Raw genomic sequence first — 23,902 nt, 5'->3', positions numbered from 1 at the left:
GTTTAGCTTATTTTAGATTTAGTAAAGAAATGAACGGTATTGTAGATATTGGCAAAGCCGCTTATTCTTTTCTTTATTGGAATGTTATTTTTTACTTTTTCAATAAATGGACTATAAAAATTTTGAACCAGCATTTCTTCATTCGAGGTCAATGGAACACTGCTGTATTTAATCTTTTGGTAAACATTTGTAAAACGATTAAAGCTTGATCCAAATCTTTTGTCTGTCTCTTCTGCAAACTGCTGAGGGCTTTGGTTCTCTCTTGCTATTCCCATTTGATTCAAATAGTACATACTGGCTGTATAAATATTGTATGCCTTTAGTCTTGCAGCAGTGTTGCTTTTTGCTTTACTATTTAGATATTGCCAGATCAACCATGGCAGCAAGAATAATAAGAGTATAAAACCGCCGATAATGGCTAAACCAATCCACAGTGCTTTTACCCAATCAAAAGGTTGCGATACTTTTGCCTGTATTTTTTGTCGCTCTTTTTTCTGTTCTTCTGTTTCCATTATCTTAATTTCATCAATAGGCGCCGGCTTTGGAAGCTTTACTATCAATGATGCAAGATTATCAGTTTCGTTAGCCATTACATTTTTCATGGCTTCGGCGTATGAGACTACTACAATATTGGTTCCTGTTTTTATATCGCTTAGTTTCCCTTCACCTGTGTCTCGGGTAACTGAGGCCATAGATACATCCATAAAAAGATCTTTAGCCTCAGGTGCAGGAATATTCTCATCGTGAAAAAGCATTTTTTTCACTTTCATTGTCACTCTTTTTGCGGCAGTGTCAATACTTACTGCTTGTCCATCTGCCACTAACAATGCCTGCTGAGTATTCATCGGGGGTGTACCATCAGGTTGGGGTGACTGTTGTGTATTCTGGTCGGGTACGGTTGTGTCAAAATCTATCCAGCCGTAACCTGGAAAATAAAGCTGCACCCACGCATGCGCCTGGTCTGCATAAAACCAATACCATCCTGGGTTTTTGCTGCTTCTGTCTACGGTTAAAAAACCAGCAGCAATACGACTTGGAATGCCTAACGAACGAAGCAGAAAAAGAGTAGCGCCGGCAAAGTACGCACAGTATCCCTTGCGGTTTTCGAACAAAAAGTAATTTAATTTGCTTGCACTCGGTAACCCTGGAATGCCCGGGTTATCACTGTACCTGAAAAGAGGTTGGCCAAATTCATCTTTCTGCGTAAAATAATTCCTTATCGCAATCATTTTATCCGCAGGAGTTTTTGCATTTTTAGTTATTTGTTGGGCAAGTTCACTTATGCGATTATACTCAGGGTTGCGAGGCATAAAAGTGTAGTAATCCATAAACTTCTTATCGAGACCGGCATACGAACTTGCCTCACGTAGCCGATCAAAACGCTGTTTCTGAAAGGCCTCCAGCTGCTTATTGCCCGCAGGATTGTAAATGAAATAAGCGCTGTTCAGATCACTTACCCACATCTTAGCCCTGTATGCGCTTTTAAATTGTGATTTGTATTCATTCTCAACAGGTAGCGGCTGGCAAAAAAAAGCGGTAGAAGGAGCAATGTATTCCTTTGGTGAAAGAATAACTCTATACACGTCTGTTGAGACAACCTTCCGGTTTAAAGTTGCCATAGTATTCCTGATAACAGCCGTATCGGTTTTGGCAAAATACAAAGGTATTTTTGATGGATCGGGACTGAAAAGATCATTGTATGGAAGCTTCTTGTCTTCCTCAAATGTTTGGGTCAGCGTATCAAATTTTGTGTAATAGGTTGATGTAAAATAAAGCGGGTTTGGAGTTTTGCCATCGGGAAAAAAATTATCGAGTTTGGCAACAAAGACCAATCGTTTATCTTTACTTAAAGACCCTGTCATTTTCATCTGGTCCTTATTGCTGAGGCTGCCATCTTTATTTTGTTTGGTCATGCTCTCTTTGCCGCCGTTATTTTTTCCTCCTTGTCCGCCCCCCCAATCCTGTTCTATACTATTAAATTCTTTTTGAAAAATCAGCAACAGCCCAAATAAAACAATAAGAGCTAAGCTGATAAAACCAACAAGACGTTTGGTGATAAACCAACCAAATTTAGTCTCGTCTTCATTCATATTCCTGATAAGCTCAGCAGTATAAATGATGTAAAAAGCATACACTAATACCGGTGCAAATGCTGATATTAAAGCCCTGGCCGTTATATCTGCAGTTTTACTCACCACAATTATTTGCAAGACAAGTAGAAAAACAGACCAGAAAATGGTGAAATACCTCGATCGTGAGAATCCATATCCGGCAAGCCAGCCTGCGGAAAACAGCAGGGCAAAAATTAGAAATTTGACAGAAATAAAGAAAGCATCAAACTCGCCAATGGTTAATTTTCCTAGAAATTTGTAAGCAATAAAATAGGCGCCAAATAATAATAAGGCAGTTGTTATAAACCTAAACCGGTATGCATAAAAAGCAAGCGATATTACGATTCCCGTTGCAAAATATATTACCTGCTCTGATGAGTTATTTTGCAGTAACGCGAAATACTCGTTTGCATTGTACAAGAGGTATAAAACCAACGCTACCGTCGGAATCGCTAATAATAGCAATTGAGCGGTAACCTTTTTCCAGCTATGTATTCTTCCGATTTGCATTTTTATAATCTTTTTAATAGCCAAGCCTCAAACTTTACAATCTCTATTTGGTACCAATTATTGCTGTTTCCGCGCCCTGGTATTTTTGTAATATTTCTGCAAGCTTTCTTTCATTTTCCTTTATTCTTACCCGCAACGGAGATAGAGCCCACCCTCTTTTATATACATCAACATCATCTTTCTGATTTTCAATAAACAGCCACTGAACCCAATCGATCACGTTCTGATTTTTAAAACTATCGGTTAATTTTATAAAGATAAAAGTAATGTCACCTCCCGCATTCTCCATTAAATCCTGCACTTCGTCGGCATCACTTAAAGAGGAAATTAATACGATAGAAGCATCATTTGTCTTTACGTAAGTCTTTAAATCTTTAACGTTGTGCCACTTACTGGTGCTGATACTGTATTTAACAGATTGTTGTTCATCTGCTGTATTGTTTTTCGCTACTTCCTGGTCAGGAACATATCTTACCTCAAATCCGCGTTTTACCAAATTTTGGTAAACAGACCAGGTAATTACTTTAAAATAATTTAAAAAAGGAACTTCCACTGCACCGTTTCCTTCTATATCGAAATGGCTGAAAAAAGAGGCGTAGAGATAAACATGAGAAGCGTAAGGATCCATTATTTCAGGAATTCTAACAACAAGTTCCTTGTTTTTAGCATAGATCTTCCAGACAATACGTCGCACGTCATCGTTGTTTTCAAAGTTTTTATAGTTAAGATATTCTCCTTCGACTTTTCTTAACTGCTCTATACGCGTATTTGTTTCTTCAGTTTTTCTTGGCAATACATTTAAATCTTTAATGCCTTTTGTAGTCGGTTGTGTAAAGAAATGACTGCTTGCAGGCAGATTTACAGCTATCGAAAAAAACTGGAAAACATCTTCGAAATATAAAACAGCTTTTTCGACGTGATATTCCTTTATTTGCGGCAATGTCCAGTGATAAGTCCCTTCAATACTCGTACTGAAAAACTTTCTTTTGCTATTTTCTAAAAGTGAAAACTTCTTTGAATAATGTTTTTGATCGTACAGTAAGCGAAGTCTTATAAATCCAAAGAACGGTTTTAAAACAGGGCTGATCGCAAGTCTTACAGTTTGTTTTTCGTTCAGTCGACTTTCTTTCACGTCAGTAGAAATGCCGAAACGAATTCCAGTTTTTCTCTTTTTATACATAAAATATAAAAACGAAATAAGAACGGGAATAAAGGCAACAGAAATGATAGCAATGGTAAACGCTAAAGCTACTTTAAGCAATAATTGAAAAATATCGGTAAATGAAGAATCTGCATTTATTTCATTATTACCAAGCATCTTGAAGCCGATAAATGCCGCAATAGCAAAAACCACAAAATAAATTGTAAAGGGAATGTAAAATGCTGCGTGCTTTAATTTATTAGTAGTTCTCGAAAAATTCATAGTCATTTCAGCGGTTAAGATAATTAAAGATAGAATGATAAAAAAAAGGATATGGGTAGTAGAGCATTTTTAACCGGCTTTTCACTTTCTTTGTGGCCCTATCATGGCTTCTAAAATTAATTATGACCATTGTTTATGTTGTGGCAGTGCTGCTATAAGCAAAGTATTTGACTGTAAAGATTATACGGTTTCAAACGAAAATTTTGAAATCTGGCAGTGCAATAGCTGTACCTTTCGGTTTACCCAAAATGCTCCTGACGAAGCTTCTGTAGGCATATATTACCAATCGGCAGACTATATTTCACACAGTGATACAAAAAAAGGATTAGTAAATCGTCTCTACCACCAGGTAAGAACTTTTACCCTTACATCGAAGCTAAACCTTTTAAAGGAAGTAACAGGACTGAAGCATGGGGTCTTGTTAGATGTTGGTGCAGGCACAGGTGCATTTGCCTTTACTATGCAACAGGCGGGTTGGAATGTAACCGGGTTGGAACCGGATGAGACAGCAAGAATTAATGCAGTGAACAATTATAAACTGCATCTGGAAGAGTTAAGCAGCCTTGCAAGTATGCATAACGAAACTTTTGATGCTATCACTCTTTGGCATGTATTAGAGCACGTGCATGATCTGCACGGATATTTGGAAAAGTTCTTTAAAATATTAAAACCAGTCGGAAGATTGATAATTGCCGTTCCGAATTATACCAGTTACGATGCCGGGTATTATAAGCAATATTGGGCAGCTTATGATGTACCAAGGCACCTCTACCATTTTTCACCAAAAAGCATGGAGATATTGCTAAAGGAAAAAGGTTTTGCAGTGGAAGCTGTTAAAACGATGTGGTTTGATAGTTTTTATGTAAGTATGCTCAGCGAGAAATACAGGCATGGCAAAGACAGGTTTATACAGGCCGCCTGGGTGGGTTTAATTTCAAACATTAAAGCTCTTTTTAATGCTAAAAGATGCAGTTCTGTTATTTATGTTATCAGGAAAAAGTAGCGTTAGGGTTTAAATTTAGGAAATCGATTATAGCCAATTGCAGGGTCATTTGATTTATATAAATTAATAAATTCCATTTCCTTTTTGGTGTATTTCTTTAGCAGTAGCGGTTTCTGACTTCCAAATGATTTCTTTTCTTATTGTAAAATCTTCTCTTTCCTCATTCGTAAAGTCTTGCTCAACATTCCTGCTTTCAACACTCCCAAAATAATGTAGCGTATTCGTCAAATCTTTGCCTATATAAATTTTATTGTTTGGATATGTAATCTTATAAATGACTTTCATTTAATAATGTCTTTGCCTTTTACGAAATAAGTATTTTTTGTAAAATTTAAAGAGGTTTTTAATGGCTAATAAATATTAGATGAAAAGCTTGCCATTTAATTTTTTTAAACAATTTAAAAAAAGATTTGGCAGGAAAAAAATAGCATTTACCTTTGTGGAGTGATTAGTCAATCTAAAATACAGGATAAGCGGAAAGAGATATGGGATGCGGCACTCAAACTATTTGTGGAATATGGTTTTCATGGAACACCAACGAGTAAAATAGCAGCCGAAGCAGGGGTTGCTAACGGAACGCTTTTTCATTATTACAAAACGAAAGAAGACTTAGTTATTGTTTTGTATAATGATATTAAAAATGAGTTAAACAGCTACATAACCTCTAAGGTCAGTTGCAATGAGTCACTTGAAACAAAGGTAAAAATCATGTTTATCAATTCCCTTTACTGGGCACTGGATAACAGGGAGAAGTTTTATTACATTCACCAGTTTCACTTCTCGCCACATTTTGCTAAAATATCACCTGAAACAATTCACCAGCAGTCCACTTGCCATATCCGACTAATTGAAGAAGGTATTAAAGCAGAGCTTTTGAAGCCCTTGCCAATTGAGTTTTTGCTAACTATTGTTAGCAGTCACGTTTTTGGCGTCTATCAGTACCTCACCAGCGAAGATTTTTCTGAGAGCCAGCAGAAAAAAGTGATCAATGATGCGTTTGGAATGTTGTGGGATATGATAGCACCATAATTTTTTTTGCAACAAACGATAGAGTGATTAGTCAATCACAAGCCACGGGAAATAGCAAAAATAAAAGCAGAGATAAGTATAAAGGATTGAGGTTTAGTAACAATTGTTTTAAAAACTACGGATGCTAATTGTAATTGTAATATTTGTATTGATCGTTGGTGTGCTACTGTTTATGCAGGGGCAACAATTTGGAAAAGCGCCCGTAGGTGAGCGTTTGGAAAGGATTAGGATCTCCCCAAATTTCCGGAATGGTAAATTTCAAAATCTTAACTATACTCCTGATTTAAAAGAAGGTGTGAGCTATTATACTGTTATGAAGGATTTCTTTTTCAGTAAAAGTAAAAGAAGCATTCCTGCTGGCATTTTACCTTCTGTAAAAACAGATTTGCTTTCACTGTCGCCCGATAAAAATGTAATGGTATGGTTTGGCCATTCTTCCTATTTCTTACAAATAGATGGCAAAAAAATATTAGTTGATCCCGTTTTTAGCGGAAATGCGTCGCCCGTAAAATTTACTACCAAAAGCTTTAAAGGCAGCGACGTGTACACGACAGACGATATTCCTGTAATAGATTATTTGTTTATCACGCACGATCATTGGGATCATCTTGACTATGAAACAATTATAAAACTTAAACCAAAAGTTAAGAAGGTTATTACTGGTTTAGGAGTAGGAGCGCACCTGGAACGCTGGGGCCTTGATGAAAATATCATTATAGAAAAAGACTGGAATGAAGAAGTAATCCTGGATCAGGGATTTATCGTAAATACAACTTCAGCAAGGCATTTTTCAGGAAGAGGATTTAAGAGAAATGGTGCGTTGTGGATGTCTTTCGTCCTTACAACTCCTACAATGAAAGTCTTCCTGGGTGGCGATAGCGGTTATGATACCCATTTTAAAAACATTGGTGAAACTTTTGGTCCTTTTGACCTGGCTATTTTAGAGTGTGGACAGTATAATGAATACTGGAAATACATTCACATGATGCCTGAAGAAGCGGTGCAGGCCGCCCTTGATTTAAAAGCGAAAGTGCTGATACCTGTCCATTGGTCAAAATTTTCGCTTGCCCTGCATGATTGGGATGACTCTATTAAAAGAGTTATCCGGGAAAGTGAAAAGAGAAATATGCCTTTGATTAACCCGATGATTGGTGAAGAAGTAGACTTGAAAGCAACTGGAACCTTTACTAGCTGGTGGGAAAAAGTAGGATAACAAAGACTTTGCTTTACCGTTTATATGTGACGTAACGAATAAGGATATTATATAAAAAGCCTTTCAGACATTCTTTATCCTTTTTTGGATTGTTTCGTTTTTATACTTGCAACGATTGCCACCATTAGAAAAGCGCTATTTATACTATTTAGGTGGATTTAATAAAAAATTTATGGAAAATAATAATTACTCAAAAAAATTGAAAAGACTAATAATATCATTTCTTTTCGTTTTATCATTTATTACTTCTTTTTCTCAAACTACTATAAAAGGTATTGTAAGAGATGCAGCTACCCAACAGCCGCTGCAATCAGTCAGCATTTATTTTAAAGGAGGTAAAGGTGTTACCAGCACTACAGATGGCAGTTACCGCTTAATTGATTATAGTAACAAATCAAACATTGTAAACTTTTCTTATGTAGGATATAAAACTATCTCAAAAACAATTGTACCCAATACCGAACAAACAATTGAAGTGGCACTTGAAGTAGCCGATGGAAATAGTGTCACCGTAAAATCAAAGAAAAGAGGTAAATATTCTAACAAAAACAATCCTGCTGTAGAGTTGATAAGAAGGGTTATAAATAATAAAGACAAAAATAAACTTACTTCTTACGATTTTGTTCAGTATGAGCAGTATGAGAAAATGGAATTGTCTCTGACCAATAAGCCTGAAAAACTGATGAACAATAAGTTGTTCAAAAATTACCGGTTTATTTTGGAAAACCAGGACACGACAAAATTGGAAGGAAAAGCATTGTTACCTGTTTTTCTTGAAGAAACTTCTTCTCAAAAATATTTTAGAAAAAATCCTGAAAAGACCAAGACATATGTCTTGGGAAATAAGAGAGTTAATTTTGGAGATTATGTTGATAACAAAGGTATCAGCAATTACCTGAACCGGCTGTACGAAAATGTTGATATTTATCAAAATAACATTTCGCTGCTCACCAACCAGTTTTTAAGTCCAATTTCTGACATGGCTCCTACATTTTACCGCTTTTATATAAGAGATACGGTGGAGAAAGAAGGCGTAAAGTTGATACGGCTCACCTTTTCTCCAAAAAACCTAAACGATTTGCTTTTTAAGGGAACCATCTTTGTCACACTCGACGGCAATTATTCGGTGCAGAAGATAAACATGAGCATAAGCAAACACGCGAATCTTAATTTTGTTCGTCAACTTGCTATCAGCCAGGATTTTGAAAAAGGACCTGACGGACGTTTTCATGTTGTTATGAGCAATACAATGGCAGAATTTGCTTTGACAAGGGCCGCAAGCGGAGGTGTTATGGGCGAACGGACAGTGTCATACAAAAACTTTGCTATAAATCAGCCTGTTAATGACAGTATTTATAAGGGAGATGCGGTGGTACAGGTAAATAATTCAGCTAATGCCGCAGACTCTTTCTGGGTTCAGCACCGTTCTCCTCAATTGACAGAAACAGAATCAAAGGTATATAGCAACATCGACAGCCTTCAAAACATGCGCTCTTATAAGAGATTTATGGATGTAGCAACATTTCTTTTGGCAGGCTATAAATCTGCTGGTCCTTATGAGGTGGGGCCCGTAAGCGCATTCTACAGCTTCAACCCGGTAGAAGGTTTTAGATTAAGACTTGGTGGGAGAAGTACACCAAAATTTAGTAAAAGTATCTATTTTGAAAATTATGTTGCGTATGGATTTAAAGACGAAAAATGGAAGTACTTTCTTTCCGGAGCTTATTCATTTAACCATAAATCTATTTACTCTTACCCGCTTAATTATTTGAAATTAAGCTACCAGCAGGATACGAAAATACCTGGACAGGAGTTACAGTTTGTGCAGGAAGATAACTTTTTACTTTCGTTCAAAAGAGGCACGAATGACAAATGGTTGTACAATAATATTTACAAAGCAGAATACGTGAGAGAATTTGCTAAAAACTTTTCCACTACGATAGGTTTCAAAAACTGGAAGCAAACGCCCGCAGGTTCTATTGTATATACAAAACAGAAAATCGCTGAACCAACAAATATACCGGATGTAACTACAACAGAATTATCTGCTGAACTAAGATGGGCTCCACACGAACAGTTTTACCAGGGTAAAGTATATCGTATTCCAATTATAAATAAATACCCCATTTTTGATTTGAAATACATTGCCGGTATCAAAGGTTTGATGAAAGGACAATATAATTACCATAATATTAATCTTAATATCCAAAAGAGATTTTATCTTTCACAGCTTGGTTATACCGATATGACAGCAGAAGGTGGTTATATTTTTGGAAAAGTTCCGTTTCCTTTGTTAACTATTCACAGGGCTAACCAAACCTATTCATACCAGGTTAACTCCTATAACCTTATGAACTTTATGGAGTTTGTTAGCGACAGGTATGCCGGGATAAATGTTGATCATTATTTCAACGGTTTCTTCTTTAATAAAATTCCTTTACTTAAACAGCTTAAGTTGCGCGAAGTAATTTCAGCTAAAGTTTTGTGGGGAGGCGTGAGAGATGAAAACAATCCTGCTGTTAATAACAATAATAATAACGATTTATTTAAATTTCCTGTTGATGCAAAAACAGGGTTGCCTGCTACCTACAGTTTAGGAAATACTCCGTATGTCGAAGTAAGCGCTGCAATTGCTAATATATTCAAAATAGCCAGGGTTGACCTTGTAAAAAGGCTCACTTACACCAATCATCCTAATATTTCACAATGGGGTATAAGAACAAGGTTCAAATTCGATTTTTAGTTCTATAAAACTTCTACACCTGCTGGTTTCCAGAGATTATTTCAAAAGAAACCTGCAGGAAAAAGAACTAGAAAGAGTTATGTAAATTACATCTTCAAAGCTTTAATACTATTCTTCTTCCTTTTTTTCCAATTCAACTTATTTGAGCATTTAATGGAATATTTTCAGCCGGTAATTCTATTTTGCTAAAGTGTTGTCTCCTTTTATAACTAGTTTTTTACCTTATAAAAACCTGAAAAGAAGAACAAATTCTTTAGAATCACTGTACCTATTTAATTATATTTATTATACAATATAAAGGTTCATGAGCAGGGAAGAGTTTTTTATGAGCGAAGCAATAAAGCTATCGGAGAAGGGAATAACACAAAACGAGGGCGGACCTTTTGGGTGCGTAATAGTAAAGGGAGATGTGATTGTCGGTCGGGGAAATAATAAGGTTACAGCGTCTAACGACCCTACAGCTCATGCAGAAGTAGTCGCTATAAGAGATGCATGTCAAAATCTGCAGACTTATCAGCTGGCCGATTGTGAAATCTATACATCCTGCGAGCCTTGTCCCATGTGCCTTGCTGCCATTTATTGGACCCGTATAAAAAAGATATATTTTGCCAATACCCGCTACGACGCAGCTGCTATTGGCTTTGATGACGCAATGATTTATAATGAAATGATTTGCGATCATAGCGCACGCAAAATTCCCATTGTTGCAATAGGTCGCCAAAAAGCTTTGGAAGTGTTTAAAGATTGGAAAAGTAAAGAAGACAGGACAATTTATTAGGAATAGCTGTTGTAGGATTTTGATTACTAGGAGTAAATCTTAAGAATTTCTTGCACTTTTTCGCGGCTTCATTTTATGAGAGTTCTTACTTACCAATCAGCACTTCTGAAAAGTTTCATTTCTTAACCTTCGCCTGTTAAAGCAACCAGATTTGTTTATTCACGTAAGACCACAACAGAAGCAACCTGCTTTTATTTCTCTATTATCGCCAACTTGTTGAAACGCGGAAACTGAGTCGAAGTATATAAGTCTCAAAAGGCTTCGCGCTATTATCTTTTCTCCTGGTACTGGCGTTTAAGTATCTAAAATCTCTTCATTATTTATACTTAATAACTAATGTTTTAACGCTGTAAAACAAACCATACGAAACGGGTAGAACATATTTGACTTTATTGTTTTTAATAGTTATTATTATTTAATTTTAGAGAAAAAATATGAGCCTACTCAAAAATATTCTAAAACCCTTTGTTGAGTTTAACCAGGAGGAAGAAAATGAGGATACTTTAAAAGAAAGTGAACTACAGCAAAAGAATTTGGGAAAAGAAAAGGTCACAAATGATAATGTAGTGTCTGCTGATAACGCAGTTGATACAGCATCTTTTAAGACTTCGCAAACAACAGCCACTAAAAAATCCGGCGCTTTAAACGATTATCACAGGTATTTTGAAAACCTCCTTGAAGAAGCCAATAACAATAACCCTATTTTCAAAGGAACGGATTTTAAAGAATTTATAGACAGCAAAGTAGACGTTGAAGCCATAGCCGATGAAGGCACAAGATACAAAACAGCTTTTAACGTACTGAGAAGAACCGGGTTTACAAAAGAGCGGCTTGTAACAACAGGGCAGGAATATATTAAACTAATTGACCAGGACCTCAAAGGTTTTGCCGATGCGTATAAGCAGCAATACACGGCGGATGTGGAACTGAAGGAACAGCTTTTGCAAAAGAAGGCTGAGGAATTACAACTGTTAAATGACAAAATATCTGCTTTGAACCAGGAGATGAAGCAATTGTCGCAGCAAATTGTACAAAACAAGGAGAAGCTTGATACCAATAAAAATGCATTTATTAATGCCGGCGAGGAAAAAAAGGAAGAAATTCAATTAGAATTGCAAAAGATCGACCAATACTTTTAATGAAAAATCAGGCATTACAAATTATTTTAAAAAAACAAAACTAATGGCAAACGAACTAATACCATCGAATTTCGAGCTTCCTAAAGGTGACCCGAAAAAAACCTGGGGAACAATAATGACGGTTATTATACTTGGAGGTCTTGCTCTGCTATTCTATATGTACGTGCTTCCTTTTCTCTTATCAGTGGTTTGGGGAACTGTGCAATTGATAATAGGTATTGCAGTGGCAATTGTGTTATTAATGATTTTAACGAACCCAAAATTCTGGAGAGGAATCAGGTACTTTTCAGAAGCTATTGCACAGGGTACGTTGGGTTGGGCGATAGAAATGAACCCCTGGAACATTTTAAACCTGCAGGTAGAGGAAGCAGAAAAAGATAGAGAACAGTTACGGATTCATGGAGAAAAACTGAAAGCGCAGGAGTCATCTCTGCAACTACAGTTGGAAGAAAATGAAAAAAACCTCAGGCAGGCGCAGGAGGAAGTGAGACTATGCCAGTCGCGGCTTCAGAAAAATCCCGACGATTTTGACACGCAGCTTGCGCTCGAAACTTCTTCAACCAATTTTAATAATTCAAAAGATTTCATAGACTCTGTAAAGCCGGTGGCAAATGATGTAAAAAACCTGGTAGTATTTGCAGATAAAGCTTACCGTAAATCAGGTGTGGCCCTTTTAAATTCAAAAAATACGATTAAAATACAAAAGGCAAAATATGATGCGGTTACAACTGCCTCAGCAACGATGGCAAAAGCGATGAAAGCATTTACAGGAAATACAGATTTAAATACCGATGCCGATACAGCCATACAAAAGATAAGGCAGGATGTTGCTAACAAAATTGGCGGCATAAGATCTGCCATTCAGATTACTTCACAGGCAATGAATGCGCAGGATTTGAAAGATGCTGCCAAAGTTTCGATTGCGGCACAAACCGCAACCCGGTTAGATGTTGATAGAACCTTCAATTATTCTGATTCAATTCAATCTTCGGCAGCTAACATTGAAAACACTTCTAATATGGACAGCCGCAATAAATATCTTGACATTTTCAATAAAAAATAATAAACAGTTCCCAACTATTAACTATTAATAATAAACAAAACAAAATGAAACTAAAGCCAGGTGGAAAGATTGCTATTTTTCTGATATTAGGCATATTAGCCTTTTTTCTTTTTAAACGTTATCTGCCTCAAAATACAAACCAGGATTCTTCGGTTACAACAACAACTGCACCTGCTGCGGACAGTGAAGGCAGGGCCAAATCAGGCGATGCCGGCTCCACTTCGGGTAATGAGCAGACAAAGTCTAATAATACCACTGCAAAGACAGAAAACAGAACTTTTGATTATACAGCCGAAAAGCCCGTAAATGGCAAACTCAAAGGCGTAGTAGAAGTTGGGGCAACCGGATTTAATTCTTTTGTAATTAATATGGATAATCAAAAAAGATGGGAAATAGTTTCAAAAGATTTTGGTGAGTCATTGGCGTACGAAGGACTTGCTACCACTGAAGATATTCGGGCAGGCCTTAAAAAATATCTTGCACAGATGTTTGAAAAAGGTGTTTCGAAAAATGATATGCATTTTGTTATTTCTTCTGGTGCACAAAAGGAACCGAAGACAGCCATCATATCTAATGAATTAAAAAAAATGGGTTATGTTGTAAACTTAGTAACGCCTGAACAGGAAGGAAAATTTGCGCTTAAAGCAACTGTACCACCATCCTTCCAGGATAATTCATTTTTGGTAGACATTGGTTCTGGTAATACAAAAGTTTCCTGGCAGGAAGGTACGAGTCTGAAAGCAATCGAATTGCCCGGAGCAAAATATTATGAAAAGGGTACATCTGATGATGCAGTTTATAATGAAGTAAAAGCCGAGGCAGCTAAAATACCTGAGGGAAAACGCAACGTTGGTTTTATACTTGGTGGCGTTCCATTTACATTAGCGAAACAAACCCGAAACGGTGATGAAAGATATACAGTGTTAAATCCTCCAAATACGTATAAAGCAGCGGATAAAAAAATGGCATCAGGACTAAATATATACAAGGGAATCGTTGACGCAACAAAGTGTGATACTTTCGTTTTTGACTGGGACGCTAACTTTACAATAGGTTTTTTACTGAGCTTACGGTAACTGCTTTTATATTTGAATGAAATATGTATAATACGTTTTTTAGGAGTTGCAATTAATGCAGCTCCTTTATTTTTGAAGTTCCTCTGTGCTTTCATAGCAACTTTTTAAAAAAATAATGATTCTAAAGCAGGAGGAATGTTTGGCAATGAACAATTCACAGATAAAGCTTTTTTAATAAAAAAGTGTCAATAATTTTTAACCCTTTTGAGAATATCTACAAAAAAAAATAAAACCTTATGAAGCGCACTTTTACTCTTTTTCTTATTTGTTTTCCCTTTCTCTTACTTGCTCAAAAGGAAGACTCGGTTTGGTTTGTACAGAATTACGAGAAAAAGGAAGTATATATTCCAATGCGTGATGGTATAAAACTTTTTACTTCCATTTATGCCCCAAAAGATACAAAAGAAAAACATCCTGTCTTGCTGACAAGAACACCTTACTCTTGCAAACCTTATGGAGAAAAAGAATACGCCGGAGAGTACTGGGATAGTTATAAAAAAAATTACGCAAAAGGCGAGTACATTTTGGTGAAACAGGATGTACGTGGAAGATGGATGAGTGAAGGTGTATTTATGAATGTAAGGCCATACAACCCAAACAAAAAAACGAAAAATGATATAGATGAATCAAGCGATACTTATGATACGATAGACTGGCTCATAAAAAATCTTGACAATAACAATGGCAATGTAGGCGTATTTGGGATTTCGTATCCCGGCTTTTATTCTACCATGGCTGCTGCCAGCAACCATCCGGCATTGAAAGCAGTCAGTCCACAGGCACCTGTTACCAACTGGTTTATCGGCGATGATTTTCATCATAACGGAGCCTTTTTTCAAATGGATGCTTTCGATTTTTATTCGGCACTAGGCTCTGGTTTTGGCCAGCCTCATCCGCGGCCAACTTCTCTGCCTGCAAGATCCGTCGGGTATTCTGTTCATGATAATTATAAATTTTACCTTGAAGCCGGTTCTCTGCCTCATCTTACCAAACTGTTAGGTGATAGTGTTCCTTTTTGGAAAGATATTATGAGTCATCCCGACTACGATAGCTGGTGGAGAGCACGTGATGCCCGTAATGCTACAAAGAGTCTGAAACCTGCAATGTTATGGGTAGGAGGTTTATTTGATGCAGAAGACAACTGGGGCGCATGGAACGCCTATAAAGCGGCGGAACAAAATAACCCGGGCAAAGAATTTAATAAATTAGTGATGGGTCCCTGGTATCACGGGCAATGGACAAGTAATGATGGTACGCACCTTGGTAATGTAGAGTTCGGCAGCAATACGGCCCAATGGTACCAGCAGAATATTGAAATTCCTTTCTTTGATCATTTTCTTAAGGAAAAAAATGATGTTTCGAAGATTGCTGAGGCAAACATTTTTATAAGTGGAGCAAATGAATGGAAAACTTTTTCTCAATGGCCGCCGGCGGAAAAAACGGAGAAAGAACTGTATTTGCAAAATGACGGCAAACTTGACTGGAGTAAACCAACAGGCAATAAAGGTTTTAGTGAATATACAAGTGACCCTTCAAAACCGGTTCCGTATACGGAAGATGTACATTTTAACAGGACGAGGAACTATATGACAGACGACCAGCGTTTTGCAGCAAGAAGGCCTGATGTCTTGGTTTTTCAAACAGATACTTTAACTGAAGATGTTACTGTAACGGGTAATGTTGTTGCAGACCTTATGACCAGCATTACAACTACTGATGCAGACTTTGTTGTGAAAATAATAGATGTTTTTCCTGATTATTTATCTTATAACGCAGTTGATATTTATGCTGATACTAATGCTGTTGTCAAGTATCCTATGGGCGGATACCAGATGTTAGTACACGGAGAGATTATGAGAGGACGATACAGAAACAGTTATGAAAAGCCATCGCCTTTTACACCCGGAAAGACGGAAAGGGTGAAATATAAGTTAGGAGATATTGCACACGCATTTAAGAAAGGTCATCGAATTATGGTCCAAATTCAAAGCACCTGGTTTCCATTGGTTGACAGAAATCCTCAGCAGTTTGTAGATATCTATCATGCAAAGGATACTGATTTTAAAAAATCTAATATCAGTATTTATCATAATCAAAACGAAGCAAGCAAAATTATTTTACCCATTTTGAAATAAACATCGAACACAGTATTTTTAATTTTATAACTGGATATTTAATTGACAAAAGCCTTTGAAAAAAGCTGCAGAGAGTGTTGCAGACAAACGGAGCGTCGCAACAAAGGTTCAATTAAAGTTGTACAGTTTGAGACAATAGATTACAAATGTTGGCAGGAACTTTTCAAAAGAATAAATCAATTATTCAACAAATAAATTTTTGTTTATGCCTTATGTAAAATCTGCTCAGAATTCTGCAACACCTATAGAAATATATTATGAAGACTGGGGATCCGGAAAGCCCGTAGTTTTTATTCACGGCTGGCCGCTCGATCACCAGATGTGGGAATACCAGGTTATGGAACTGGCCAACAAGGGCCTCAGATGCATAACCTATGACCGCCGCGGTTTTGGCAAATCTGATCAGCCCTGGCAAGGGTACGATTATAATACGATGGCGGGCGATCTAAAAGCATTGCTTGATGAACTGGATCTGCATGATGTAACATTAGTTGGATTTTCGATGGGTGGTGGAGAAATCGCACGTTATTTTGGTTTGTTTGGAGGTGCAAGAGTATCTAAGGTTGTATTGGTAAGCGCTGTAGTGCCGTATATGCTAAAAACTGATGATAATCCAGATGGGGTTCCGGGGGAAATGTTTGAAGAATTTATACAAAAGTTAAAGGAAGACCGGCCGAGCTTTCTTGACACTTTCGGTAAAGTTTTTTATGGTGTCAATTTTATAAAGCACCCCGTAAGTAGTGAATTTTTGCATTGGTCATGGAGAATATGCACATCCGGGTCGCCCAAAGCAACTATCGACTGCATTCATGCTTTTTCAAAAACTGACTTTAGAAAGGATGCTGCCGCTATACATGTGCCTACACTTATCATACACGGAGATAGCGATAAAACTGTACCCATTGATCCAACAGCCCGGCAGTCTGCGCGTCTGATCGCTAATGCTAAACTTATTGAATATGAAGGAGCGCCACACGGTCTGTGGTATACAGAAAAAGAAAGGCTGAATAAAGATCTGCTTGAATTTATTGGAGCCTAAAGTGTGAGTGTGCATAAAAAAGCCCGTTGATAAATCAGCGGGCTTTTTAGTATAAATTAATTTTAGTGCGATGATGACGGTTTGTCCACTTTGCGTTTAACTTTCACACCACTGTATTTTTTGTGCTTGCTAAAAGTATTATGTACTTTTTGTGGAATCGTAGAAGTTTTTTTCACCTTTTCTTTTTGTAAAGTTCCTTCCTGTGCAGAAGCTCCGATAGCTATACCTGCAAATAACATGATCGTCATTACGGCTTTTTTCATAATTTTTTTGCTTTTTTGTTAAAGGAGTAATTCAATAAGTATACCAATTCATTTTGCTTTGTTTTTCAATTATAATTTAACAACACTATTTCTTTTTTAAAGACATGGTAAAAATCTCTTTCTGTCTATTGAAACATGTTCAAATACTTTAGAAAGTTCTCTTTTATTATATTCATTGTAAGATTCTAAATGTCTTTATATTGCATTACATGTTTCATTTACATTGGTAATAATAGATGAATAATTCAACAAAGGTTTTAGCTAAAATTAAAAGAGTTATTAAAATTTTAGGTCCGGGATTGATAACCGGTGCCAGTGATGACGATCCTTCAGGCATTGCAACTTATTCGCAGGCGGGTTCCCAATTTGGTTATTCAACTCTCTGGACCTCACTGATCACTTTTCCGTTAATGGCTGCCATACAGGGTATGTGTGCAAGAATTGGTCTTGTAACTGCACAGGGGCTAACAGTTACATTAAAAAAAAATTATTCAAAAACGGTTCTTTATTCAATGTTATTATTTGGATTTCCTGCAATTACTCTCAACATTGGGGCCGATATACAAGGCATGGGAGCTGTTGCGCATATGATTTTTCCTAAAGTGCCAGTAGCAGTTTTTTGCGTAGGGTTTACCGCTTTGCTCTTGTACGTGATCATAAAGTATCCTTATCAAAAAATAGCAATGATTTTGAAGTGGCTTTGTATTTCATTGCTGTTATATATTGCTGTTCCTTTTATGGTAAAACAAGACTGGGCAGTTATTGCAAAAAGTACCATTATACCAACGATAAGATTTGATAAAGCGTTTTTATCCATATTGGTTGCTATTCTTGGTACCACTGTTTCTCCTTATCTTTTTTTCTGGCAGGCAACGATGGAGGTAGAAAGTAATGAGCAAAGTCACAGAAAAATAATAGTAAATAAACGTGTGCTTGATGAAATGAAACTCGACGTAAATATTGGAATGCTTTTCTCTAATATCGTTATGTTTTTTATTATTCTTACCGCCGGAACTGTTTTGTATACCGCGGGTGTAAGGCATATTGAAACAATAGACCAGGCAGCCAAAGCGCTTGAGCCAATTGCAGGAAAGATGACATATCTTGTATTTGCAATCGGAGTAATAGGCACTGGGTTATTGGCAATACCCGTTCTTGCAGGTTCGCAATCATATATGCTGGCAGAAACATTTGGTTGGGATGCAGGACTTAATAAAAAGTTTCCTGAGGCAAAGCCTTTTTATATTTCCATTATCATTTCTCTTCTCGTTGGGTTGTCCTTAGATTTTATTGGCATCAGTCCTATAAAAGCGCTTTACTATACGGCTATTTTGTATGGGTTGACCGCGCCTCCTTTAGTTGCTATTATTTTGCACATTGGTAATAACAAAAAGATAATGAAAGAGCATACAAACTCCCTGATATCAAATCTTTTTGGTGGCATAACCCTGGTTTTAATGATTGCCTCTGCAATCACTTTAATATACTTTCAGTTTAAATAGAAAATGTGCTTTTAAATAATTTATACTGTTTTTATAAAAATTAATTAGGCTTAATATATTAGCTTGCCAAAAAATTTTCCTTCTTAAAATAAAATCCGGTGTTCTAATAATCTAAGTATTTTATGTTCAAAAAAATAGCGATACTTCTTCTAATCATCATTCACTATTCTGTGGTCCGTTCTCAGGCGACGAATGATAGTATAAATAAGGATAAAAAAATTACCAGGATAAATGACGAGATGGTATATAACGTAGGCAATGGTAAATCGCTTGTTTACACCAAGCCTAGACAATTTGGTTTTATCAGAAATCTTCCGGGTGATGCTGCGGGTATTGCTTCCGCAGCTTTTAAAAAAGAAAGTGTAAAGCCGTGGCTTCTGATAGCAGGCAGTACAGGACTATTGTTGCTTTGCGACCAGGCCATTGCTGATGGGGTTATTCAATTTTCTGATAACATTCACCTCCACGCCGAAGAAAAAAATAAAAACCTTTTAAATTTTAAAATGGGTGGCAAAGATGTAAGTCTCTTTAGATTGCCTGCAAATGTAAACACAGCTTTATACCAGGTAGGGCAAGGCTTCCCAAGCCTGTTGATTGGCGCGGGGCTATACACTTATGGCAAAATAAATAAAGATTACAGAGCTTTAAGTACAGCGAGTCAATTAGCAGAAGCGTTTATACTTATGGGTGTAAGTACACAAATAGTGAAAAGAGTAACAGGCAGGCAAAGCCCAAGTGAAACTACTACACCAGGAGGGAAATGGAATTTTTTACCCTCTTTTTCACAATACCAGAATCATACGCCTAATTTTGATGCGTTTCCATCAGGTCATCTTGCTACATTAATGTCGTCAGTTACTATTTTTTCTGAAAATTATCCCGAGAAAAAATGGATTAAACCAGTAGGGTATTCTATAACAGGACTGGTTGGCTACGCTATGATTAATAATAAAGTACACTGGGCAAGTGATTACCCGCTTGCTCTTGCTATGGGATACTTGTGCGCAAAACAAGTTGTAAAAAGAAACAGGCAAGTGGTGGGTTCGGCCGCAACTGCAAAAAAAAGAGGAGAACTTACTTATACATTTAATTATTTAAATGGTGCAGTTATGCCGGGGATAATTTATAAGTTCTAAATTTTTGCGAAGGCAGACATGTCAAACTCTCTGCCGATCACCACCTTTTTAACAACTGAAACAAATAAAGCAGGTAAAGTTTTTACCGCGATTGTTATATTTTTTTTGATATTTGAATGAAATAAATCTTTTAAACAAAAATAGCCAGAATGAAGAAATCTTTGTGTTCTTTAGTTGCATTAGCAGTAAGCATGAGCATAGCTGTAGCTCAGCAAAATGGGAAGCCGGAAGATACGGAATTTTATACACCCGTACCTCCAAAAGTTACTCCGGGGCCGGTTACGAGCACGAAACCTCCTTCAGATGCCATTATTTTATTTGATGGAAAAAACCTTGATAATTGGGTAACTACTGATGACACTACCAAACCTGCTACCTGGAATGTATCGGGAGGAATAATGACGGTAAATAAAAGCGGCGGTAATATACAAACCAAACAGTCTTTCCAGGATTACCAATTGCATGTAGAATGGCGTGTACCTAAAAATATTACCGGTTCTGGCCAGGCAAGGGGCAACAGCGGTTTATTTCTTGCTTCCATAGGCAAGGGCGACGAGGGGTATGAATTGCAAATACTGGATAACTACGAAAACAAAACGTACGTGAATGGACAGGCGGGCAGTATTTACAAGCAGTTTGCTCCACTGGTAAATCCTAATCTTCCTGCGGGAGAATGGCAAAATTATGATGTTGCATGGAAAGCTCCACGTTTTAATGAAGATGGAAGTTTGCTAAGCCCTGCCCGAGTGACAGTTTATTTTAATGGTGTTCTGGTACAAAACAATACAGAGCTAAAAGGCCCTACTCAATACATTGGTCAACCCGCTTATCGCAAAAAACATGGTCCTGCACCTATAAAATTGCAGGCACATGGCGATAAAAGTGAACCAATTAGCTTCCGCAATATTTGGATCAGGCCTGCTTAAGTATTTTGATATAAATATTTATACTGCCATTGATGGATAAAAGCCTTTACAAACACAAAAATGTAAAGGCTTTTCTTATACGCTTATTTGCCGTTTATAATTTTTTCTTACTATTATTCAATAACACTTTCAATTACGTGCAATCATTAGAAAAGAATCATTAAAAGATAACCATTTAAAATTTTACTTTTACCGCTATTCGTCGAAGTTTACAAGAGTGCCGGTGCACCTAATATATTTATTTACAAATTCAGCAATATGCTATCGCGATATTTAAAGGTCTTTAAAAAAAAATATTCCTGATTATAATAACTATTGCGTTAATAATAGTTAGCTCAGTAACGAAAGGTAAAACTGCTACCATAACCAGTACATTAGCAGGCATCGCTTTGATTTACGCAGGTGTTACATATATAGTGTGGATTATAAAAACACCTACCAAAAAAGAAAAAGACGAAGCAGCTTAAATCTTCGACCTGTAGATTCTAACGTGTTTTATTTTGCTGCCTTTTACTTAAAACACAAAAAAAGCTGAATAGGAAAGTGATTGTACAAGTGAGTGACACAACAATGTTGAAAAGAGATGTACGGTCGGTAAAAAAAGCTATTATTGAAAAATAAAAGATTTTTGGACTAAATGATTAATTCTGAAATTTTCAGTTTAAATAGTAAAACTACTTCAACTGATTCGCTTAAGCATATTCTCGCAATTAAATGAAAATCCTCTAGGTCGTCTCAAACCACAGCGGCGTTTTATCGGTAGGGTCTCCGTTGTAACTGAAATATAATTCTTCTCCTTTCCTAATGTTTTTAATTGTTCTTATAGTCATTGTGGCGTTTTCATAATCCATTTCATACTCACAATTAGGCTCAAACGAATGATTGTACATGGAGACATAACCTAAAGCCATGGCAGCTTTACGCTTGCTTTTCCCCCACTCAAATATGTAGTGATATAGTTTGGTTCCTTCTATTTGCTTTCTTTCTTTTTGCGATAATTCTATCACCGGGGAAATTTCTATAACAGTGTCTGCGGGAATATTTTTGGTAGTAAAAACTCCCCTTCCACGATTTTCCGAAGGGGCAATAACAAGATTTGGTAACAGCATAAATATTTGTTGGCGGCCGAAGTTAAAGAAATTGAAAACAGTAAATAAAAATTAAGCAATCAAAATACTTAATTTGCAGCATGGCTTTAGAATTAGAAGATATAGAAGAACAAAGCATACAGGAAAAGTTTGAGCAAGTGATTGCCACTGAAGATAAACTGGCCATCAGGGAGTTTTTGGATGACCAGAATATTGCAGATGTCGCAGATCTACTATCAGACTATCCTGATTATGAAGCCCAGATAATTGCCAATTTATCAATACATCGCGCTGCCAGTACTTTTAAAATTCTTGATTTCCCTACCCAGAAACGAATAGTTTCAGAGCTTCCTTCCTTTAAAACCGCAGAGCTTTTAAACGAACTGCAGGCAGACGACAGAACAGATTTTTTGGAGGATTTGCCTAAAGAAGTTTTAAGAGACCTTATAAAACTGCTCGATCCTGAGGAAAGACTAGTAACGCTCTCGTTATTAGGTTACCCCGAAGGCAGTGTCGGTCGCCTAATGCTGCCCGATTATGTGTATGTTTACGAGCACAATACAGTAGAAGAAGTTTTTCAGATCATCCGTAAGTACGCTAAGAATACAGAAACAATAGATGTAATTTATGTAATAAATGAAAAGGGACAATTGATAGACGACCTGCGGATAAAGGAATTTATACTTGCCGCTCCAGACAGGCAAGTGCGCGAATTAATGGATGAAAGGGTGATTTCTTTAAATGTAAAAGATGACCAGGAGTACGCAAACCAGGTATTTAAAATGAATAACCGTACTGCGTTGCCTGTTGTAGATGATAACAACGTGCTGCTAGGTATAGTTACCATTGACGATATATTGTGGGTAGCACAGGAAGAGTTTAGCGAAGACATGCAAAAGATGGGTGGAACAGAAGCACTAAATGAACCATACCTGGAAATTTCTTTCTTTAAATTGATACAGAAAAGAGCAGGATGGCTGATTGTTTTGTTTTTGAGCGAGTTGTTTACCGCTACAGCTATGGCTTATTTTAATGATGAAATTTCAAAGGCTACAGTGCTTGCTATTTTTATACCACTAATTATGTCAAGCGGTGGCAACAGCGGCTCCCAGGCTTCTACATTAGTCATCCAGGCAATGGCTGTGGGTGATGTTGACCATTTAACTGATTGGTGGCGCGTTATGAGGCGGGAAATATTTTCAGGCTTAACCTTAGGAAGTATTCTTGGAGCAATTGGATTTGTCCGAATTATAGCGTGGCATTTTTTAATGCAGCATGGTGTCATTCAGAATTTGTACGGTGAACATTGGATGTTAATTGCCTGTACCATAGGCGTCTCTTTAATAGGTGTTGTCTTGTGGGGAACGCTGGCTGGCTCTATGCTTCCTATTGCATTAAAGAGGATGGGTGCGGACCCTGCAGTTTCATCCGCGCCCTTTGTCGCTACTTTGGTAGATGTCACCGGTATAGTTATATACTTTAGTGTCGCCTATCTTTTTCTTCAGAATGTATTATTATAGACTATTTTTCATAATTCTTATTTTCAATTTTTAGTCGTAATTAAGTTTATTTCAAAAAATTAATAGAAATCAATCGTTTATTTATAGAGAAACGGGTATAAGAACTTGTAAATAAATTAATATTATTTATTAATGTAATGATAAAATGATTTATTCAGGAAAAAGAAATAATTTACTCCCTAGTTACTTCATCAGCGGCCATTAA

General features: G+C 36.8%; 19 protein-coding genes. 14 read left to right on the top strand and 5 right to left on the bottom strand.

Translation table 11 applies throughout. The features are described 5' to 3' along the window. Window positions 1–2: 2 nt before the first annotated feature. Both B154_RS0121680 and B154_RS29440 read right to left on the bottom strand, forming a co-directional pair. Window positions 3–2,621 carry a transglutaminase domain-containing protein gene (locus tag B154_RS0121680; RefSeq protein WP_018616458.1) on the bottom strand — a complete coding sequence of 873 codons (2,619 nt, stop codon included), beginning with the start codon at window positions 2,619–2,621 and terminating at the stop codon, window positions 3–5. Window positions 2,622–2,664: 43 nt separating this feature from the next. Beyond that, entirely contained in the window at window positions 2,665–4,044 is a 1,380-nt protein-coding gene (locus B154_RS29440; RefSeq protein ID WP_018616457.1) for a DUF58 domain-containing protein, read from the bottom strand. Between the two features lie 103 nt (window positions 4,045–4,147). On the opposite strand from B154_RS29440, the gene B154_RS0121670 reads away from it, so the two are divergent. Continuing rightward, a complete protein-coding gene (locus B154_RS0121670) occupies window positions 4,148–5,047 on the top strand; it encodes a class I SAM-dependent methyltransferase (protein WP_018616456.1) in 900 nt (299 codons plus the stop codon). Window positions 5,048–5,110: 63 nt separating this feature from the next. Here B154_RS0121670 and B154_RS30300 read toward each other — a convergent pair whose 3' ends face one another. Next, a complete protein-coding gene (locus tag B154_RS30300; protein WP_211217529.1) occupies window positions 5,111–5,332 on the bottom strand; it encodes a GIY-YIG nuclease family protein in 222 nt (73 codons plus the stop codon). A gap of 159 nt (window positions 5,333–5,491) precedes the next feature. On the opposite strand from B154_RS30300, the gene B154_RS0121655 reads away from it, so the two are divergent. The 9 genes from B154_RS0121655 (at window position 5,492) to B154_RS0121615 (ending at window position 17,262) form a co-directional block, all read left to right on the top strand. Continuing rightward, window positions 5,492–6,076, top strand: coding sequence for a TetR/AcrR family transcriptional regulator (locus B154_RS0121655; RefSeq protein ID WP_018616455.1), 585 nt, complete (start codon window positions 5,492–5,494; stop codon window positions 6,074–6,076). A gap of 121 nt (window positions 6,077–6,197) precedes the next feature. Beyond that, window positions 6,198–7,289 (top strand): MBL fold metallo-hydrolase, encoded by a 1,092-nt coding sequence (locus tag B154_RS0121650; RefSeq protein WP_018616454.1) that lies wholly within the window; start codon window positions 6,198–6,200, stop codon window positions 7,287–7,289. Window positions 7,290–7,461: 172 nt separating this feature from the next. Continuing rightward, the gene (locus B154_RS0121645) at window positions 7,462–10,032 is read left to right on the top strand and encodes a DUF5686 and carboxypeptidase-like regulatory domain-containing protein (protein WP_018616453.1); all 2,571 of its coding nucleotides are present in this window, start codon (window positions 7,462–7,464) and stop codon (window positions 10,030–10,032) included. Window positions 10,033–10,336: 304 nt separating this feature from the next. Beyond that, window positions 10,337–10,810 carry a nucleoside deaminase gene (locus tag B154_RS0121640; RefSeq protein ID WP_018616452.1) on the top strand — a complete coding sequence of 158 codons (474 nt, stop codon included), beginning with the start codon at window positions 10,337–10,339 and terminating at the stop codon, window positions 10,808–10,810. A 434-nt stretch (window positions 10,811–11,244) separates the two neighbouring features. Then, entirely contained in the window at window positions 11,245–11,949 is a 705-nt protein-coding gene (locus tag B154_RS0121635; RefSeq protein ID WP_018616451.1) for a hypothetical protein, read from the top strand. Window positions 11,950–11,992: 43 nt separating this feature from the next. Next, entirely contained in the window at window positions 11,993–13,012 is a 1,020-nt protein-coding gene (locus B154_RS0121630) for a coiled-coil domain-containing protein (protein WP_018616450.1), read from the top strand. 44 nt (window positions 13,013–13,056) lie between these two features. Beyond that, entirely contained in the window at window positions 13,057–14,088 is a 1,032-nt protein-coding gene (locus B154_RS0121625) for a hypothetical protein (RefSeq protein WP_018616449.1), read from the top strand. Window positions 14,089–14,324: 236 nt separating this feature from the next. Continuing rightward, the gene (locus B154_RS0121620; protein ID WP_018616448.1) at window positions 14,325–16,223 is read left to right on the top strand and encodes a CocE/NonD family hydrolase; all 1,899 of its coding nucleotides are present in this window, start codon (window positions 14,325–14,327) and stop codon (window positions 16,221–16,223) included. A gap of 205 nt (window positions 16,224–16,428) precedes the next feature. Then, window positions 16,429–17,262 (top strand): alpha/beta fold hydrolase, encoded by an 834-nt coding sequence (locus tag B154_RS0121615; protein ID WP_018616447.1) that lies wholly within the window; start codon window positions 16,429–16,431, stop codon window positions 17,260–17,262. A 62-nt stretch (window positions 17,263–17,324) separates the two neighbouring features. Here the strand turns inward: B154_RS0121615 and B154_RS0121610 are convergent, their stop codons facing one another. Next, the gene (locus B154_RS0121610; RefSeq protein ID WP_018616446.1) at window positions 17,325–17,525 is read right to left on the bottom strand and encodes a hypothetical protein; all 201 of its coding nucleotides are present in this window, start codon (window positions 17,523–17,525) and stop codon (window positions 17,325–17,327) included. A 236-nt stretch (window positions 17,526–17,761) separates the two neighbouring features. On the opposite strand from B154_RS0121610, the gene B154_RS0121605 reads away from it, so the two are divergent. The 3 genes from B154_RS0121605 to B154_RS0121595 all read left to right on the top strand — a co-directional run bounded on the left by B154_RS0121605 (window position 17,762) and on the right by B154_RS0121595 (window position 21,089). Beyond that, entirely contained in the window at window positions 17,762–19,027 is a 1,266-nt protein-coding gene (locus B154_RS0121605) for an NRAMP family divalent metal transporter (protein WP_018616445.1), read from the top strand. A gap of 122 nt (window positions 19,028–19,149) precedes the next feature. Continuing rightward, window positions 19,150–20,163: a phosphatase PAP2 family protein gene (locus tag B154_RS30985; RefSeq protein ID WP_018616444.1), complete on the top strand. Its 1,014-nt coding sequence runs from the start codon at window positions 19,150–19,152 to the stop codon at window positions 20,161–20,163. A 149-nt stretch (window positions 20,164–20,312) separates the two neighbouring features. Then, the gene (locus B154_RS0121595; protein ID WP_018616443.1) at window positions 20,313–21,089 is read left to right on the top strand and encodes a 3-keto-disaccharide hydrolase; all 777 of its coding nucleotides are present in this window, start codon (window positions 20,313–20,315) and stop codon (window positions 21,087–21,089) included. A 725-nt stretch (window positions 21,090–21,814) separates the two neighbouring features. Here the strand turns inward: B154_RS0121595 and B154_RS0121590 are convergent. Next, complete coding sequence (locus tag B154_RS0121590; RefSeq protein WP_018616442.1) at window positions 21,815–22,198, bottom strand: SET domain-containing protein; 384 nt, start codon at window positions 22,196–22,198, stop codon at window positions 21,815–21,817. Between the two features lie 80 nt (window positions 22,199–22,278). Here B154_RS0121590 and mgtE point away from each other — a divergent pair, with 80 nt between their 5' ends. Then, on the top strand, window positions 22,279–23,697 hold the full coding sequence (gene mgtE / locus B154_RS0121585; RefSeq protein ID WP_018616441.1) for a magnesium transporter: 1,419 nt from the start codon (window positions 22,279–22,281) through the stop codon (window positions 23,695–23,697). Window positions 23,698–23,902: the final 205 nt, after the last annotated feature.

The organism is Segetibacter koreensis DSM 18137, from assembly GCF_000374045.1.
In the GTDB taxonomy this organism is placed as follows: domain Bacteria; phylum Bacteroidota; class Bacteroidia; order Chitinophagales; family Chitinophagaceae; genus Segetibacter; species Segetibacter koreensis.
The sequence above is the reverse complement of the archived record's forward strand: the minus strand, read 5'-3'. Positions and strand labels throughout refer to the sequence as shown.